General features: G+C 61.0%; 12 protein-coding genes. 6 read left to right on the forward strand and 6 right to left on the reverse strand.

Annotated features, from left to right (window positions below):
* Positions 1-305 precede the first annotated feature (305 nt).
* The 3 genes from FN369_RS11285 to FN369_RS11590 all read right to left on the reverse strand — a co-directional run bounded on the left by FN369_RS11285 (position 306) and on the right by FN369_RS11590 (position 4,202).
* A complete protein-coding gene (locus FN369_RS11285) occupies positions 306-452 on the reverse strand; it encodes a hypothetical protein (protein ID WP_178087809.1) in 147 nt (48 codons plus the stop codon).
* The gene (locus tag FN369_RS10305) at positions 449-3,547 is read right to left on the reverse strand and encodes a DUF748 domain-containing protein (protein ID WP_142526051.1); all 3,099 of its coding nucleotides are present in this window, start codon (positions 3,545-3,547) and stop codon (positions 449-451) included. Before FN369_RS10305 ends, FN369_RS11285 begins: the two co-directional genes overlap by 4 nt.
* Positions 3,548-4,073: 526 nt before the next feature.
* Positions 4,074-4,202 (reverse strand): hypothetical protein, encoded by a 129-nt coding sequence (locus FN369_RS11590; protein WP_281290946.1) that lies wholly within the window; start codon positions 4,200-4,202, stop codon positions 4,074-4,076.
* 428 nt (positions 4,203-4,630) lie between these two features.
* Here FN369_RS11590 and FN369_RS10310 point away from each other — a divergent pair, with 428 nt between their 5' ends.
* Together FN369_RS10310 and FN369_RS10315 are read left to right on the forward strand one after the other, a co-directional pair.
* Positions 4,631-5,044 carry a class I SAM-dependent methyltransferase gene (locus FN369_RS10310; RefSeq protein ID WP_142526052.1) on the forward strand — a complete coding sequence of 138 codons (414 nt, stop codon included), beginning with the start codon at positions 4,631-4,633 and terminating at the stop codon, positions 5,042-5,044.
* 175 nt (positions 5,045-5,219) lie between these two features.
* Complete coding sequence (locus tag FN369_RS10315) at positions 5,220-5,735, forward strand: ketopantoate reductase family protein (RefSeq protein WP_142526053.1); 516 nt, start codon at positions 5,220-5,222, stop codon at positions 5,733-5,735.
* Positions 5,736-6,288: 553 nt separating this feature from the next.
* Here the strand turns inward: FN369_RS10315 and amoA are convergent.
* The 3 genes from amoA to FN369_RS10330 form a co-directional block, all read right to left on the reverse strand.
* Positions 6,289-7,083, reverse strand: a complete 795-nt coding sequence (gene amoA / locus FN369_RS10320) for a bacterial ammonia monooxygenase, subunit AmoA (protein WP_142526054.1) — start codon at positions 7,081-7,083, stop codon at positions 6,289-6,291.
* A gap of 17 nt (positions 7,084-7,100) precedes the next feature.
* The gene (locus FN369_RS10325; protein ID WP_142526055.1) at positions 7,101-7,943 is read right to left on the reverse strand and encodes a methane monooxygenase/ammonia monooxygenase subunit C; all 843 of its coding nucleotides are present in this window, start codon (positions 7,941-7,943) and stop codon (positions 7,101-7,103) included.
* 398 nt (positions 7,944-8,341) lie between these two features.
* Positions 8,342-9,304, reverse strand: a complete 963-nt coding sequence (locus FN369_RS10330) for a LysR family transcriptional regulator (RefSeq protein WP_142526056.1) — start codon at positions 9,302-9,304, stop codon at positions 8,342-8,344.
* 101 nt (positions 9,305-9,405) lie between these two features.
* On the opposite strand from FN369_RS10330, the gene FN369_RS10335 reads away from it, so the two are divergent.
* The 4 genes from FN369_RS10335 to FN369_RS11720 all read left to right on the forward strand — a co-directional run bounded on the left by FN369_RS10335 (position 9,406) and on the right by FN369_RS11720 (position 15,631).
* Positions 9,406-10,458, forward strand: coding sequence for a CmpA/NrtA family ABC transporter substrate-binding protein (locus FN369_RS10335; RefSeq protein ID WP_178087810.1), 1,053 nt, complete (start codon positions 9,406-9,408; stop codon positions 10,456-10,458).
* Between the two features lie 228 nt (positions 10,459-10,686).
* Entirely contained in the window at positions 10,687-12,834 is a 2,148-nt protein-coding gene (locus FN369_RS10340; protein ID WP_246189663.1) for a molybdopterin oxidoreductase family protein, read from the forward strand.
* Positions 12,831-15,308 carry a nitrite reductase large subunit NirB gene (gene nirB, locus FN369_RS10345; protein WP_142526059.1) on the forward strand — a complete coding sequence of 826 codons (2,478 nt, stop codon included), beginning with the start codon at positions 12,831-12,833 and terminating at the stop codon, positions 15,306-15,308. The genes FN369_RS10340 and nirB overlap by 4 nt, the downstream gene beginning before the upstream one ends.
* Positions 15,305-15,631: a Rieske (2Fe-2S) protein gene (locus FN369_RS11720; RefSeq protein WP_142526060.1), complete on the forward strand. Its 327-nt coding sequence runs from the start codon at positions 15,305-15,307 to the stop codon at positions 15,629-15,631. Before nirB ends, FN369_RS11720 begins: the two co-directional genes overlap by 4 nt.
* Positions 15,632-15,639 lie beyond the last annotated feature (8 nt).

Raw genomic sequence — 15,639 nt, forward strand, 5'->3', positions numbered from 1 at the left:
CGCCGCGGATGCGGCGCAAGTCGACGGACCGACCCGCGCGAGGCAACGGTTTCCCCTCCCGCAAAAAACTGTCAATCGACAGATTGCGGTAATTTTATAGGAAAGGGTCCTTCCCCGGCCGGCTTCGCATATTCCGGGGCGACGCGGTCGTCCTATTCGACCATTCGTGGAAAGCTCATTTCCGTTCCATCCGACTGCCTCTTTCCCGCCTGAGCAGCAATGCAACTGAGCTTCTGCTTCCTCTCGGTCCGTTCTGTTTTCGTCTTGCGGGGAAAGCCGGAGCCTTCCTCTCCATGGACATCCGATCAATACCCTGCTTCGCCGGGCCGGCGCTTGCCCGTGGCACTCACGGCCCTCTTCTTCGGATGGATCTCGAAACCGTTCCCGTCATGAGCGTGAATCCCGCCATACGCCGGACATACCCGCTTGCGCAGCGCGAGCGGGGCCCTCACCCGCCGGATGGGACCGCGCGGGGGCGCCCTTCCCGCCCTTCGAGCCCCGGAGTGATGGCTTCGATCAGCGCGTTTCGGATCAGGTTGCCGATCACCGCCAGGACATCGATCTTCGGATCCGAGAGGGATCCGGAAATACGGGCCTTGGTTGCCACCGCTCCGTGTCTATTTTTCAAGAGCTTACTGGCACCGCTCACCGTCTGGATGTAGAGCCAGTGACCGAAGTCACGCCGCTTTGCCGGATCCTTTTCGTAAATTTCCATCTCCTTTAGGAAAGGCTTCACATAGCCATCCATCTCGGTGCCCCGAATCTTCAGTTCCGAATAGAAGGAAAAAAGGCCCGATTTCACGTCGAACTTGCCGTAGGCCTTGAAGAAATCGCTCATCGCCGCCATCTGGCTCCGCTCGATAGCGATCTGAAGATCGAGATCCGGGCGATTGGTCTCCGAGAGGAGTGTGCCGGAAATATCGGTGCTTCCGCTGCCCATGAACTTCCCCCGGACATCGAAGTGGGAGAACCCATCGGCCCGCTGGTTGCTCAAATTGACGAGCTGCCCGTTGATGCCGGAGAGAAAGAGCTCGTAAGAGGGGGTCCTCGTCTGATCGGCGTAGTGGAAGAAGCAATCCTCCAGCTCAACGAGATCCAGTTTGAACTTATGGTCGGATCGATTGCTCGCCCGTTGCGCAGTCTGGATGACCTTCTGCAACTTCTCCTTCTCTTTCTGCACCGTAGCGGGCTTGTGCACATAGTCGATGCGGAGCCCCTTGACCTTCGCAAGATTGACGGAGAGGTCGCTCTTCCGAGCCGAATAGGCTAGTCTGCCTCTGGCCGAGACGACCCCTCGCCGTACCGTGAAATTGGGATCGCGCGTCAGAAACGGGCTGAGGGGGATTAGCGAGATCTCCTCCAGGGAGAACTTCGATTCCAGTCGGCTCTTTTCGAGCGAATAGGTCCCTTCGAGATCGGCCGTGCCGCGGCTCATGAACTTCCCGTCGAGCCGGAATCTGCCGGGACCCTCGGAGAACTGGTTGCTGAAGTTCTGGAGCGAGAGGTTCGTATGCTCGAGGAAGAGCCGGAAGCTCGGGCGAGCCTCTTTGTCTTCATAGGCGAAGCAGGCGTCTTTGATGCACGCGGATTCAATTTTGATCTTCTTGGCGGGATCCTGGATCAGATCCTTGGAGACTTTCCGCAGTTTCTCCGCCTTTTCCTTCTCCGCCTTGGCGGTATCCCGGCGATGGACATAGTCGAGCTTGAGTCCCTCGATCTCCGCTTGCTGGATCACCAGGTTGGAATTGCGGGGAGAGTAGTCCACCTTCCCATCGAGGGAGACGGTTCCGCTGCGTACCTGGAAGTTCCGCTCTTTTTCCAAGAAACGGCGAAAGTGGGATAAGGAAAGGCGTTCCAAGCGCAATTCTCCGGTCAACCGATTCTTTTCCATCCAATAGTCCCCGTGGATGGCAATCCCCGCCTCGCCCATGAACTTCCCACCCAGACTGAAGGATCCGGGTCTCTCCGAGACCTGATTGGTGAGGTTTTTCAAGGAGAGATCGATTGGATCGATAAAGAAGCGGATGCTGGGATTGGCCGTCCGATCCTCATAGGTGAACCGAGCGCCCCGAATGTTCGCCAAATCGATCTGGAACTTCTTCTCCGCGTTATGAGGCAACTCCTTGAACTCCTTCTCCAGTCGGGCCAGCCGCTCCTTCTCTTGCTGAGCCGTCTCCGGCAGATGGAGATATTCGACATTTAGGTCGTCGACATCCGCCTGCTTGACGTGAAACTCTGATGCGTGGGGGGCGTGCTCCAGATACGCAGCGAGGGAAATCGTTCCCCTCCGGATTCGAAAGTTCCTGTCTTTTTCCAAGTAGGGGGCAAAGTAGGATAACAAGAGCCGCTGCAAGTCGATTTCCGCCTTCATCCGGTTCGTTTTTAACCAGTAGTCCCCGTGAACGGAGATCCCCGCCTGACCCATGAACCTCCCGTCGACCCCGAAGGATCCAGGGCCGTCCGCGTCCTGGTTGCTGATGTTGCGTAGAGAGACATTCGTCCGGTCGATGTAGAGACGGACGCTCGGCTGGACGGTCTTATCTTCGTATCCGAATGTGGCATCGCGAATTTCGATTTTATGCGCCCGAATCTTGGTTTCCGTTTTGTTTCGCAGGTCAGCGGCCGCCTTCAGCGCCCGTTGGATCATCTCCCGCTCTGCGAGGATCTTTTCAGGCCAGTTGAGATAGTCGATCCCGATCTCCCGGAGCTGCAACTCCTCGATGTCGACGTCCATTAGATGGGGTGCGTTTTCCCACATCCCCTTGGCGCAGAGAAATCCGTTCTTCCAGACCACCAGATTTTTGTCGATCAACAGCGGGTTGAAATAGATGAGATCCATATTTTCGAGCACGAAGCGGCCGCGAAAGCCGGCGAAGGGCTTCTGGAGGAAATTGGCTCGGCCATCTATCGAAAATTTGCCTGAATCGAAGACAAGGCCTTCGCCGCGCACCGGGGAGGGATAACGCCGGATCCCGCCGAAGATGTTCCGGATGTTTTCCGCCACCAGGTTGATTCCGTGTATGTGCAGAGGCTTGTAGGGTTTTGGGTTCAAATAGGTGATCTCGCCTTCCTGAATCGTGAGCCGGTTGATTTTAATGGGGTAGATCGATTGAATCGCATCTTGCCAGCCCTTCTTCCCGAACGGGATCTTGCTTCGCCTCTCCTCGTTGATGTTGTCGATATTGATATGGATGGCCGGATGATCGAATTGGAAATTCGCCACGAGCTTTCCTCTCCAGAGCTCATGCCAATGAATGCTCGTATGGATTTGCTTGAGATGAGCGACTGGCGGAAATGGATGGCTGTTCTGCATCAAAAGCAGATCATCGATGTCGAGCGCAAAGGAAAGAGGATGAAAATAGGCGCGGGTGACGCGAACTGTATATTCCTTTAGACGATTGTTCATCTGGCGTTCCAAGTAGCTCCGGAGGGTTTCGCTACTGATGAAGTAGGAGAGCACGGTGGCCAGAAGGAGAGGTGCGAAGAAAATGAGCGCGACCAGAGCTAGCAGAGGGATCCGCTGCTTGGAGAGAGAAGGAAATCTCATGGTTCCGCAAGCTTATCAGCAAGGTTGGTGATGTAGATCCCTCCCGTCGAAGAGGGGACAGTCACCCGGAGAACTCACGATGCGTCTGCGGCATCTCTGCCGGTTACGCATCCGCCGTCCAAGAGGTGTTCGTCTTGACTCTCTCCGCCTCTTCCGCCCTCGCTTACTATAAGTCATTCTCGGATCGAGGCGGCCTTTTTTGTTTTGCCGAAATAGCTCAGTGGCTTGGGCGGCCGAGGGGAGAAGAAGGCCCGCTTTGGGAATCGTACGTTCCGCCCCGGGGGGATTCGGGAAAGAAGCGACAATACAGAAGAGAGATTGACGCCAGCGGGTGCAGACTTCTGAATCGCCTGGTCGCCTGAAGCGGGACGATTGGAGGAACCGAGCTCCCTGCCGCTCTGCATTTCCAGGTTCCACCGGCTCTTCCCTCCGTAAAAGACGAGGGTGGCCTTCTGGATCCCGAACCTTCGCCGGAACGTCACTTCACCCAAAGCCCCGTCAGCGTCGTGCGATCCGCCCGGTTCTCTTAGAGCACCTCAACATAAATCGGAATCCCCGGCCATCGATGGAGCCGGCAGGTAGCCGCCCGTGTCTCTTCCAAATCTCTTTCCCCGTTTACAAGAACGATCACTGGATCGAAGCTTCTCGCGGCCATGAAGATCTTCGCAGCCTAGCGCAATTGCGAAGATCCGCTGCCCCAACATCGGCCGGACCGAATGCGAGACCCATCCCGGCTCCCCGCAATCCCGGAAGCACCCCTCCAATCGTCTTCACAAAGCGATCCTCCGAGCCGCTTCCCGCAACAGAAGCATTCCGCTCTCGTTCGAAATCGGACCCGCAGGAAATCCCGCTTCCACGCGCTTCGAAAAATGGGCCCGGCATAGAAAAGTCTCTCGCTTACACTCTGTCATCGAAGGCCGTTTCCTTTCCTGGCTGTACTCTGTCTGTATTAAGTTACTGTTTACCAATGTGATATGGACATTCCTATACCCTTTTTGAGCTTTTTTCTTCCCGCTTCGACGCTCCTTCGTGAGAATCGCGAGCTGACCGCGATAGAGCCTTCGCTGGCGAGGAGGGGAAGAAATGAGCCGAAGAGCAGAGTTTTCTAGATACATTCCCCATCCCAAGGAGCCGGGAATCCTCGCTATCGAGATCGGTCCTTGGTTCGCTCCGATTTTCCCCAAGAAGGAGGGGTACCCATGCCTAGTCTTGGATCTATATGACCGAAAGACCCTCCAGGAGAGGGCGGAACGGGATCCCTACATTCCCAGGGAGAGGATTCCCGATATCGAGGAAGTCGATCTGGTGGGTTCGGCTTCCGAGATCGCGGAGATTGTCGCCGCTCACTATCCGCTGTCGAGTTTTGCTTACATCATCTCCTCGCACAATTTCGAGCACCTTCCGAACCCGATCCGCTTCCTCCAGGGCTGTGCCAAGGTTCTCAAGCCGGGGGGGTATCCTCTCGATGGCCCTACCCGATGCACGCACCTGTTTTGACTACTTCCGCCCCCTGACAACTTCGGCCGATTGGCTCGAGGCTTATCTTAGCTCTCGGCGGCGGCCGACCCCGGCCCAGCTCTTTGAGCAGAACTCCCTGCGGTCTCCCTATTGTCGAGAGGGCAGGATAGAGACAGGTTGCTCGCTCGAAGACGACCCAGCAAACTTTCGGCCCATGGAGCGGATCCGAGAGGAGTACGAGAGTTGGCAATCGGCCCTTGCAGCCCAAGAGCTGCCCTATGTAGACACCCACTGTTCGACATTTACCCCCTCTTCCTTCACTCTTCTGATCGAAGAGCTCCGCTACCTCGGCTTGATCGAGTTTGATCTTTTGGAGGTGGTTCGTCCGCCGGGACTCGAGTTTTTCGCTCATCTCCAGCGCAGGTCAGGGGCTCCATTGAATGAGGATCGAAGCGCCTTCTATGCGCGCAGAGCAAAGCTCTTGTTTCAAATCAAAGACGAATTAGCCGAGAATGCGCCGGCCTACCGCTCCCTGAGGAACATCCTGCGGAAAACAGAAGTGGAGCGAGACGTAGCGATCCAGGAGAAGGAGCGGGCGCTTACCCCGCTGCTGGTCAACCCTTTGCGGCCTTTGGAGCAACGGCTACGCCCTTTGTGGAAGCCTCGTCTCCTAGAAAAGAAGCTCCGGCCCATTTGGAAAAGATTTTTCCGAGGGAGGGAGTCGAAATAATGGGCAGAGTACCGGATCTTTCTCCAACGGCTCGGCGCACCGAAAACGGGAATGCCCCTCCCCGCTCGGCAACCAGTGCGGCTTCCCCGTGAGCCACCCCCAGGATGAAAAAGGAGCGCCGGAGTCTATCACTTTCCCAAGCTCCAAATCGAGAAGACGCGCGGCACCCGCTTTCGCTCTTTCTGATTTTCCCATCCTCGGAATGTGATTCCCCAAACAGGCCCCATTCCGCTTCCGCACACTTACTTTGGGGAAGCGAGAGGAGGTATGCCGCCGAAATCACTCTCCCGGACGCGGTCGGACTCTCTGCCGATCCCGCTGCTCGTGCCACGCGCCTCTTTGGTATTTCCCAACGCTCCGGCCTCTAGCTCACGGCTTCCCTAGGCGACTCCCGAAGCCGCTTTTTTAGGTCCGAAAACGCACGAACCTGGCTCCGTCGAAAGCCTCCATCGCAAAGCGCTTCTCCCGAAAGCGCGGAAAGAGCCCCTCCAACCCGCTTCGCAGGCGGCGCACTCCCAGACGAAAGCCAACGGCTTGCGCGGCGCTTTTTTTGTCAAACGGTGCGGCCCGCGTCCCAACCCTTTTCTCGCGCCTTGCGGAGCTCCTCCGTAGCCACGGCGTACGGCTTGAAGAACTTCGTGCCTCCGAAGAGAGCGCCGACAATCCACCATACCGCGTACAGGATGGCAGCAAGGAATCCGGAGAAGAAGGCCGCGACTCCGGTCACTCCTCCCGCGAAGCTCCGCATCGTTCCCGTCTCCACGATCCGGAGATACTCCGGCGTCGAGGTCCGGACGTACATGTAGCTGATCACGTCGGCAACGCTCATCAGCGCTCCCTGGTACTCGACCGGCACATGGTAGGGCGCGATCATGATCCAGTTGGTCGGGTAGAAGAGCCAGCCCCAAAGCTCGCCTCCGATCAGCGCGGTCACGACCCAGTTGCCGGTCAGCATGAGGAGTACGTCGAGAACCACCGCCGCGGGGACAAAGGTCTCCGGGAAGACGAAGTTGAGGGGATAGTGGGTCCAATCCCAGAAGTTCCAATACCGACTCAACCACTCGGCGAGGAGCAGCAGAAGGGCGCAAAGCGTGGCCCCGAAGGGCATCCGGAACTTAGTCCAGAGAAGCCACTGGGTTGCCGCCGGATAGGCGATCGCCGAAACCGGAGCAATGATCGGCCACCAGTTTCGGTCCTTCCAGTCGAGCCAGAAGGACCAGTCGCCGGCGAATAGCTCCTGGTGGAGATGGTAGGTGCCCATGAGCACCAAGGCGATCGTCACCAGCAGAAACCACTCGAATCGGCGCGTGACTCTCTTCGCCTCGGCATCCGCTTGGATTTCTTCCATCCTCTTCTCCCAAGGGCTCAAGCCTCCGAAGCCGGGTAGCAGCAAGCCGGGTCACAGGTTCCGGTCGGATCCTTCAGTACTTCCGACGCACTCAGGATCGGCTTGCCATAGTAGACATGGTGGATCAAGGCCATGATCCGTGGGCAGGCTTGGAGGCCGACTCCGAAGATGGCAAGCCCGCCCCAGCCGAAGAAAGCGAAGCCCCAATGGAGCGGAGCCACGAAGAGCTCCTCCATGAACCACCGCGTATGGCCGAACTCGTTGAGGCCGATATTGGGCATGATCATGATTGGGCTACCGATCAGGATCACGTAGGGAAGGGAGATGCGGGTGGCGAACTGGGGAAGCCGGGTCATCGCGTAGATTAGGGAGGCCACCCCGAAGATGATGTAGATTGGAAAGGTGAGGTAGAATTCCACGATGTGGCTGGGGGTGAAGTCGGTATCCCGAACCACCGTGTTGTGCCAAGTGCCATCCTGCTCCGTGAAGAAGCTCGCCCCGACATAGACCGAGAACGCATAGGAAAGGACGATCGCCGCCCAGGCCCAATATCGCGTAAGCTCCTCCGCCGGGGTCAACCGATCGAGTGCACGATCCCTCGTGATCCAGAGCCACCCCCAGAGCGCCGCCGCCGTGATCGCCTCTACCACGAACTCCGTCAGCAGCATGCCCATCCAGTAGGTCGAGTAGTCCTGCGAGGTGTAGTCGAGTCCTTTGGAAAAGGCGAAAAGCCTCAAATAGACATTGATCAGCAAGTAAAATACCGTAAGCGCTCCGAAGAAGACGCCTACCTTCCTCCATGAGAAGGCGCTCTTCTCCGGCAGCCCTACGCCCGTTGTCGTCGTCTCGGTCTGCAGCATAAAACCATCTCCCCCTTGTTTCTCCCCGGCATTCGCCTCCCAAGACACCCCGTGCTCCTATCGCCACGGAGGCGCGAACCACCGAGCTGACCTTTGCCAAAATGGCGGAAAGAAGTGAAGGGACCGGTCGAGTTGCGGGAGCCGGAGGCCATGTGAAGCCGCTACTCTTCGAGGCCTGCCAAACCAGACAGGGATCGTTCCCCTCCTCCCAGACCCCGGATTTTGCTTCTGTCCGATCGGCCTTGCCACCCCCCTGCCCGTGCCTCAACCCAGAAAGTCCGAAAAAACGGCAAGCAAGGGCCGCCCGGCTCGTCGATTGCCTCTTTTGGGTCGAGAGCGGCCCGGAACAACTCTTTGTCATGGCGTTTTCTCCCTAGAGCCGGAGAGTCGGTGGAACCTCATTCCGAGCCCCTTCGTGCTTCTAAAAGGGACCTTCCTCCGATCGTCTGCTCCTGGATCCGCCGAGGAACAATGGAACGGCAGAGTGCCAGGAAAGCGTGTTCGGCCAAGCCTGGCCGCCTGCCCTTGAGGCGTAAAAGGCCCCAACTCCGGCGGAGGGGGTTCCGCCCGAAAGGAATCGGCACGAGCTTTCCGGGCTCGGCACTTCCACCAAGCACCCAGCTGGGCAGTATGCCGATCCCCAATCCTTGCGCTGCCATCGCGCCAATGGCTTCCGCGCTCCCCAGCGAGGCGAGAACCGGCAGGCGCACGCCTCTACGCGCGAAGTAGCGCTCGATGAGTTCGGCGCTTTCGCTTCCCTCGTCGGGGAGCAGATAGCGGTAGCGCTCGAGATCCCGTGCGGGCGCCGTTCGATCCGCCGCCCAGGGGTGCGCCCCGGTCACCGCGAAGACCCACTCCTCCTCGAAGAGCGGCTCGAAGCGGATAAGAGCCGGAAGTCGCAGGGGTCGCGTCACCATCGCGACCTCCACTCTTTTTTCCCGAACCCACTCAAGGGATTGGAATGCGTTTGCCGCCAGAATCGTCCAGGCGCAGGCCGGGAAGCTCTCTTTAAACTCGCGAAGGATGGCGGGCAATAGATGCTGACAAGCGCTTGGGTCGGCGGCGAGCCGCAGGGATCCGGCTCCCGACTGCTCCGACGCCCGAAGCTCTTCGCGCAGCGAGGCCGTTTCCGCTAAGAGGCGGCGACTGCGCGATACGAGGATTTGTCCCGCCTGGGTCAGGGCAATCCGCTTCCCGAATCGCTCGAAAAGCCCAACGCCGAGCTCTTCCTCCAACGCGGCGACCGTCCGGCTCACGGCGGGTTGACTCCGGTGAAGCTTCCGGCTCGCGCGGGTGAAGCTGCCGCTTTCGGCGACGGCGAGAAACGCCTGCAGCTGCCGGAGGTCGATCGTCGGTTCCATCAATGCCTATTGAGTATAGAAGACATGTCCAATCGGCAATAGACCGGAGTCTGGGCCGCCGACCTTTTGGCATGTTCCCTGCTACTCCGGAGCGAGACCTCATGGCCAAAAGGCACCGCTCCCGGGCGAGACGAGAGATCCGCATCGGTTTTGTTCCGCTCATCGATTGCGCCCCCTTCGCGGTGGCGGAGGAAATGGGTCTCTTCTCGCAAAGAGGCCTCTGCGTCCGGCTCGAGGCAGAACCGGGTTGGGCCACGATCCGGGACAAGGTGATCTATCGGGAGCTCGATGCCGCCCACGCGGTCTGCGGTCTCCCCTATTCGTCCCTCCTCGGGATTGGATCTGTTCCCTCCCCTGCGGTCGCGAGCCTCGTGCTCAACCTGCAAGGGAACGTCCTCATCCTGTCCAAGCGCCTTTGGGAGGAGGGCGTACGCGATCCCCGCTCCTTGCGACTCTTCGCCGCCCAGTGCGGGCGAAAACCGGTGCTCGCCGTGGTCTCCCGCTTTTCGGCACACCACTTTCTCCTCCACTCCTGGCTGCGGCGGGGCGGACTCGATCCGAAGCGAGACGCCTACGTTCCCATCCTGCCGCCGGCGCAGATGGCTCTCCACCTGCAGCAGGGCTATCTCGACGGCTATTGCGTCGGCGAACCCTGGGGCTCCAGCGCGGTGGCGGGAGGCTTCGGCGCCTGCGCCGCGTCCAGCGCCGATCTCGAACCGAACCATCCCGAAAAGGTCCTCCTGATCCATCCGAGCCTGGCCCGAGAGGATCCGGAGACGCACTCCCTCTTGATCGCCTCCCTCCTCGAAGCCTGCGCCTGGTGCGACCAGGCGGACCATCGGCTCGCCCTGGTCGATATCCTCGCCAGCCGCCGCTGGCTCCATCTTCCCAAGGAATGGCTCCTTCCGAGTCTCTGCGGCCCCAGTCCCGGTCCGCCGAGCGCGAATGCTGGAACGCGCTTTGTGAGCTTTGCGCGATCGGGGGCCAACGATCCCAGCCCCGAACGGGAAGAATGGGTCTGGCGCCAGCTCTTGGCGACCGGAGTCGTCCCCGTGGACGCCGCTCGCCCGAGCGGAGTCTTTTGGCGGGAACCCTACCTTGCGGCCATCCAAGAGCTGCGCTCTTCCACCACGCCCGCCCCTACCGCCGCCTAGGCGCGCCCGGAGGCATCCGCTCCATTGGCCTCCTCCTTCTCCCCTCCCGGCGTGCCTTTCTCGAATACGTATGTTGTTTCTGCATGCATTGTAGATCAGTTATGCATTATGTACATCCAATCCAGAGGAACCGCTGGCATAGAGGCTGCTTGAAAAGGCTCGGCGATGTGGAATCCAAGCCAGCCCGTCTTCGCGGAGAGTGTCCGAACCCGCACCCGGCCGGGATCTGTGTCGGCAGCCAAAGCCGCCACCCACTGTCCCTATTGTGGCCTCCAATGCGCCATCGATATAGTGCCCGATCCTTCCGGAGCTCGTGTTCGCAGCCGCTCCTTCCCCACCAATCGCGGAATCTTGTGCCCCAAAGGATGGGCGGCGGCGGAGCCGCTCCGGCATAGGGAGCGGCTTCTGGTGCCATGGATCCGCTCCACGAAGAATGGCCCGCTTCGCCCCGCTTCTTGGGAGGAAGCCCTGGATCGGACGGCGAAGGCCATCCGAAGAATCCAATCGCACCATGGTCGGAATGCGTTCGGTCTCTTTGGCGGCGGAGGGCTGACCAACGAAAAAGCGTACCTATTGGGGAAATTTGCGCGGGTCGGCTTGCGCACCTCCTCGATCGACTACAACGGCCGCTTTTGCATGTCCTCGGCCGCAGTTGCCCTTCAAAAATCGTTCGGGCTCGATCGCGGCCTCCCTTTCCCCCTGGCGGATCTCTCCAAGACGGAAGTCCTCGTCCTTGTGGGGGCGAACGTCGTCGAGACGATGCCGCCGCTCCAGGGGTATCTCCAGGAGCTGCGCGCTGCCGGCGGGACCCTCGTCGTCGTGGATCCGCGTACCACGCCGACGGCGCGCTGCGCCGATCTCCACCTCTCGATCCGTCCCGGGAGCGACGCAGCCTTGGCGCTCGGCCTCCTGCACTGGGCGATCGCTCAGGATTGGGTCGACGCGGAGTTTATCGCCAATCGGACCACGGGATTCGAGGAGGTTCGCAGGCAGGCGCTCGCTTTCTGGCCCGAGCGCGCCGCCCGGATGACCGGACTTTCGCCCGCGCAGATTCGGGAGGCGGCGACTCTTCTCGGAAAGGCCAAAACGGCGATCTTCCTCTCCGGGCGGGGAGGGGAGCAACAGAGCCACTCGGTAGCCAATCTCCTGGCCTGGATCAACCTCTGCCTTGCTCTGGGCAAGGCGGGCAAGCCCTTTTGCGGTTTTGGCTCGCTCACCGGCCAGGGCAACGGACAGGGAGCGCGGGAGCAGGGACTGAAGGCCGATCAACTCCCAGGCTACCGCAGCCTCGAGCTTCCGGCGGATCGGGAAGCTCTCTGCCGATTCTGGGGCATTCGAGACGCGGAGCTGCCTCACTCCGGTCCCACCGCCGATCCTCTCCTGCGCAGTTGCGGTCTGCCCGGAGGGCTGCAAGGCCTGCTCGTCCTGGGATCCAACCCGGTGGTCTCCGCTCCCAAGAGCTTGGAGATCGCCGAACGCCTCCGGAGCCTGCCATTTCTGGTGGTCGTCGACTTCTTTCTCTCGGAAACGGCGGCCTTGGCGGACGTGGTTTTCCCTTCGGCCCAATGGGCGGAGGAAGAAGGGACCGTGACCAACCTGGAAGGACGAGTGCTCCTCCGCGAGCAGGCCCTCCCAGCACCCCCGGGCATCCGGACCGACTTGGAAATTCTCCACGGGCTGGCCCAGCGGCTTGGCTGCGCAAACGCCTTCCCCGCCCAAGCCTCCCAGGTGTTCGACGAACTCCGCCGGGCGAGCTCCGGAGGAAAGGCCGACTACTCGGGAATCACCTACTCGCGGCTGCGCCAAGAGGAAGGAATCTTTTGGCCCTGCCCGAGTTCCGGCCATCCCGGCACTCCCCGGCTCTTCCTGGAAGGCTTTGCTACGGCTGACGGCCGAGCCCGATTCCACCCCATCGAGGAGGCGCTCCCAGCTGAGCTCCCCGACGGCGACTATCCCCTCTGGCTCACGACGGGCCGGCAGCTTGCTCACTATCAGTCCGGAACCCAGACCCGGAGATCGCCTTCTCTCTTGGCGCGGGAGCCAGAGCCGACGGTCGAAATCCATCCGGCGATGGCAGAAAAGCTCCAAATCGCCGAGGGAGATCGAGTCCGCCTCATAACGCGCCGAGGCTTTCTGCGGGCCTCCGCGCGCCTCTCCCTCGCGGTCCGCATCGACTCTCTTTTCGCGTCGTTTCACTGGGGCGGAGAGGGCTCGGCCAACCGGGTCACCAACCCCGCTCTCGATCGGGATTCGGGCATGCCCGAGTTCAAGCTCTGCGCCGCCCGGGTCGAGCGCGAGAGCGGAGCCGGCGCAGGAGCCGAAGATCGTTCCGGGCGCTCCGAAGCAAAACTCGAAAACCGAAGGAGAAAGAGATGAGAAATGGAAGCCAACAAGGACCCCGATTCAGGCCCAAGCGGCCCCGCCTCGTCGTGGTCGGAGCCGGGATGGCGGCGGCGAGGCTTTTGGAAGAGATGCAGAGCGTCGGAGGGTTGGAAGCATGGGAGGTGACTCTCATCGGGGAAGAGCCGTCGGGAGCCTACAACCGGATCCTCCTCTCGACGCTCTTGGAAAAAGGACAAAAGCCGGAGACGATCCTTCTGCAGACGCCCGAATGGTACCGGCAAAACGGGATTCGTGCGCGGCTTGGACGGCCCGCCGAGCGGATCGATCGGAACCAGCGGCTGGTCTTTACCGCCGAAGGCGCCTTTCCGTACGACAGGCTCGTCCTCTCGACGGGAAGCCAGCCGATCCTCCCGCCGATCACCGGGCTCGTGGAACGCGGAGGGGGCTTGCGGCCCGGAGCCTTCGTCTTCCGCTCGATCCAAGACTGCGAGCGGATCCTCGCCGCGGCCCCAGACGTGCAGCGTGCCGTCGTCATCGGAGGCGGCCTTTTGGGTCTCGAGGCCGCCCATGGGTTGCTCGCCCATCGGATGGAAGTCCACCTGGTCCACCGCGAAGGGCACCTGATGGAGCAGCAGCTCGACCCTACGGCTGGAGCCATCCTCCAAGGCGTTCTGGAACGCAAAGGACTCCGCATCCACCTCGGTGCGCAATCCCAGGCGATCCTCGGGACGGAAGAGCGGGTGGCCGCCATCAGGCTCGCGGATGGGAGCACCCTTCCCGCCGACCTTGTAATCGTGGCGACGGGCATTCGACCCAACGTGGCGCTCGCGCAAGCCTGCGGTCTTCCCGTACGAAGAGGGATCCTCGTCGATGACCAGCTCCGATCTCCCGGAGACCCGAACGTCCACGCGCTGGGCGAGTGCGCCGAGCACGCGGGCCGGGTCTACGGCCTGGTTGCGCCCGCTTGGGAACAGGCAAAAGTCCTCGCCGATCTCTTGACCAGCCGCAATCCGGAGGCCCGCTACCAAGGCTCGCGGATCGCCACGCATCTCAAGGTAAGCGGCGTCCATTTGACCGTGATGGGGAAAAAAGACCCCTCGGAGCCGGAGGAGGTGGTGGTGCAATACTCGGAGCCGCAGGCGGGCATCTACAAGAAACTCGTTCTCCGGGAGAACCGCTTGGTGGGAGCCATCGTCTTGGGTGATGACTCCAAGGGTGCGGAGCTCTTGGGCCTCTTCGACCTCCAGATTCCCCTTCCTCCCATTCCCACCCTTCTCTTCCCTTCTTCGTCCAGCAGTTTGGCGGCTGCCGCTTCCGACGACCGGAAAGTCTGCTTCTGCCACTCGGTCAGCCAAAAAGCGATCCGGCAAGCGGTCGAAAGCGGTTGCCGCACCCTCCGATCCCTTTGCGAACGGACGAGGGCGTCCACCGGCTGCGGCTCCTGCAAGCCGGAAGTGGAGAAGCTCTTCCGGGAATTTTTGGGAGCAGCTCCCGAAGAAGACCCCAAGGCGCACTACTACGTTCCGGGGGTCCCGCTGGCGAAGTCCGAGCTCGTCGCAGAAATCCGCCGCAGAAAGCTCCGATCGGTTTCCGCCGTCTTCCGGGAGTTGGCCGGCGGCCGGGAGGATGGCGCCAGCAAGCCGGGCATCGCCTCCCTCCTCAAGAGCCTCTGGAAAGACCAATACGAAGACGAGCGCGATGCCCGGCACATCAACGACCGGGTCCATGCGAACGTGCAAAAGGACAACACCTACTCGGTCGTGCCCCGAATCTACGGCGGCATCGTGACGCCCTCCGAACTCCGCCGAATCGCCGATGTCGCGGAACGCTATCGCGTCCCGATGGTAAAGATCACCGGTGGACAGCGGATCGATCTGCTCGGAGTGAGCCGGGAGCTGCTCCCGGCAGTTTGGAGGGATCTCGGGATGCCGAGCGGCCATGCCTACACCAAGGCCTTCCGCACCTGTAAGACCTGCGTCGGCTCCGAGTTCTGCCGCTTCGGTCTCGGCGACTCGACGGCACTCGGCATTGCTCTGGAGAAGCGCTTCCAAGGCTTGGAAACTCCCGCCAAGGTGAAGATGGCGGTGAGCGGCTGCCCACGCAATTGCGCGGAAGCAACCACCAAGGATCTCGGGGTCGTCGCCATCGAGTCGGGCTGGCAGATCTACGTGGGCGGGGCGGCCGGATCGCGGGTTCGCGCAGCCGACCTCCTCACGACCGTCTCGGATCCAAAGGACGTGGTCCGCATCGCCGGCCGATTCCTGGCCTATTACCAAGCAAACGCCCGATATGCCGAACGAAGCTACCTCTTCACAGAAAGGATCGGCGTCAAACGGCTTCAGGCGCTCCTGGTGGAGGATGCGGAAGGCGAGGCGCAAGCACTCGACCGCGAAATCGAAGCGGCCGTCGCCTCCTACCGGGATCCCTGGCAGGAAGGAAAGAAGCCCATCGAGCCTCGCCAGTTCCAGAGCTCTACGCCACTACCCTTGGCGGAGGAGAGCCGATGAGCGACCCCTCTCCGCTCGACAAGGAGGCTAGGCTCGACCTCGGCCCGGTGCAGGCGATTCCCCCCGGCCAGGGACGCTGCTTCCGGATCGGCTCCTCCGCCATCGCAGTCTTTCGGCTTCGGGATGGGGCCCTCCGGGCCCTCGACGCCCATTGCCCCCATCAAGGCGGGCTGCTCTCCGACGGCCTCGTCGACAACGAAAAAGTGCTCTGCCCGCTCCATGCCTTGGCGTTCTCCCTGCACACCGGAGCGGGACTCCATCATTCGCTCCGGGTCTCCCGCTACAAGGAGATCGGAAGAGCTCGTATGCCGTCTTCTGCTTGAAAAAAAAA

This window comes from Methylacidimicrobium cyclopophantes, assembly GCF_902143385.2.
Classification (GTDB): domain Bacteria; phylum Verrucomicrobiota; class Verrucomicrobiia; order Methylacidiphilales; family Methylacidiphilaceae; genus Methylacidimicrobium; species Methylacidimicrobium cyclopophantes.

What these genes read in the sequence shown, in the direction of transcription:
- FN369_RS10310 (WP_142526052.1), top strand. Translation starts at nt 4,631, where the DNA reads ATGAGCCGAAGAGCAGAGTTTTCTAGATACATTCCCCATCCCAAGGAG.
- FN369_RS10335 (WP_178087810.1), top strand. Translation starts at nt 9,406, where the DNA reads ATGGCCAAAAGGCACCGCTCCCGGGCGAGACGAGAGATCCGCATCGGT.
- FN369_RS10305 (WP_142526051.1), bottom strand. Translation starts at nt 3,547, where the DNA reads ATGAGATTTCCTTCTCTCTCCAAGCAGCGGATCCCTCTGCTAGCTCTG.
- nirB (WP_142526059.1), top strand. Translation starts at nt 12,831, where the DNA reads ATGAGAAATGGAAGCCAACAAGGACCCCGATTCAGGCCCAAGCGGCCC.
- FN369_RS11590 (WP_281290946.1), bottom strand. Translation starts at nt 4,202, where the DNA reads ATGGCCGCGAGAAGCTTCGATCCAGTGATCGTTCTTGTAAACGGGGAA.
- FN369_RS10325 (WP_142526055.1), bottom strand. Translation starts at nt 7,943, where the DNA reads ATGCTGCAGACCGAGACGACGACAACGGGCGTAGGGCTGCCGGAGAAG.
- FN369_RS11720 (WP_142526060.1), top strand. Translation starts at nt 15,305, where the DNA reads ATGAGCGACCCCTCTCCGCTCGACAAGGAGGCTAGGCTCGACCTCGGC.
- amoA (WP_142526054.1), bottom strand. Translation starts at nt 7,083, where the DNA reads ATGGAAGAAATCCAAGCGGATGCCGAGGCGAAGAGAGTCACGCGCCGA.
- FN369_RS10315 (WP_142526053.1), top strand. Translation starts at nt 5,220, where the DNA reads ATGGAGCGGATCCGAGAGGAGTACGAGAGTTGGCAATCGGCCCTTGCA.
- FN369_RS10330 (WP_142526056.1), bottom strand. Translation starts at nt 9,304, where the DNA reads ATGGAACCGACGATCGACCTCCGGCAGCTGCAGGCGTTTCTCGCCGTC.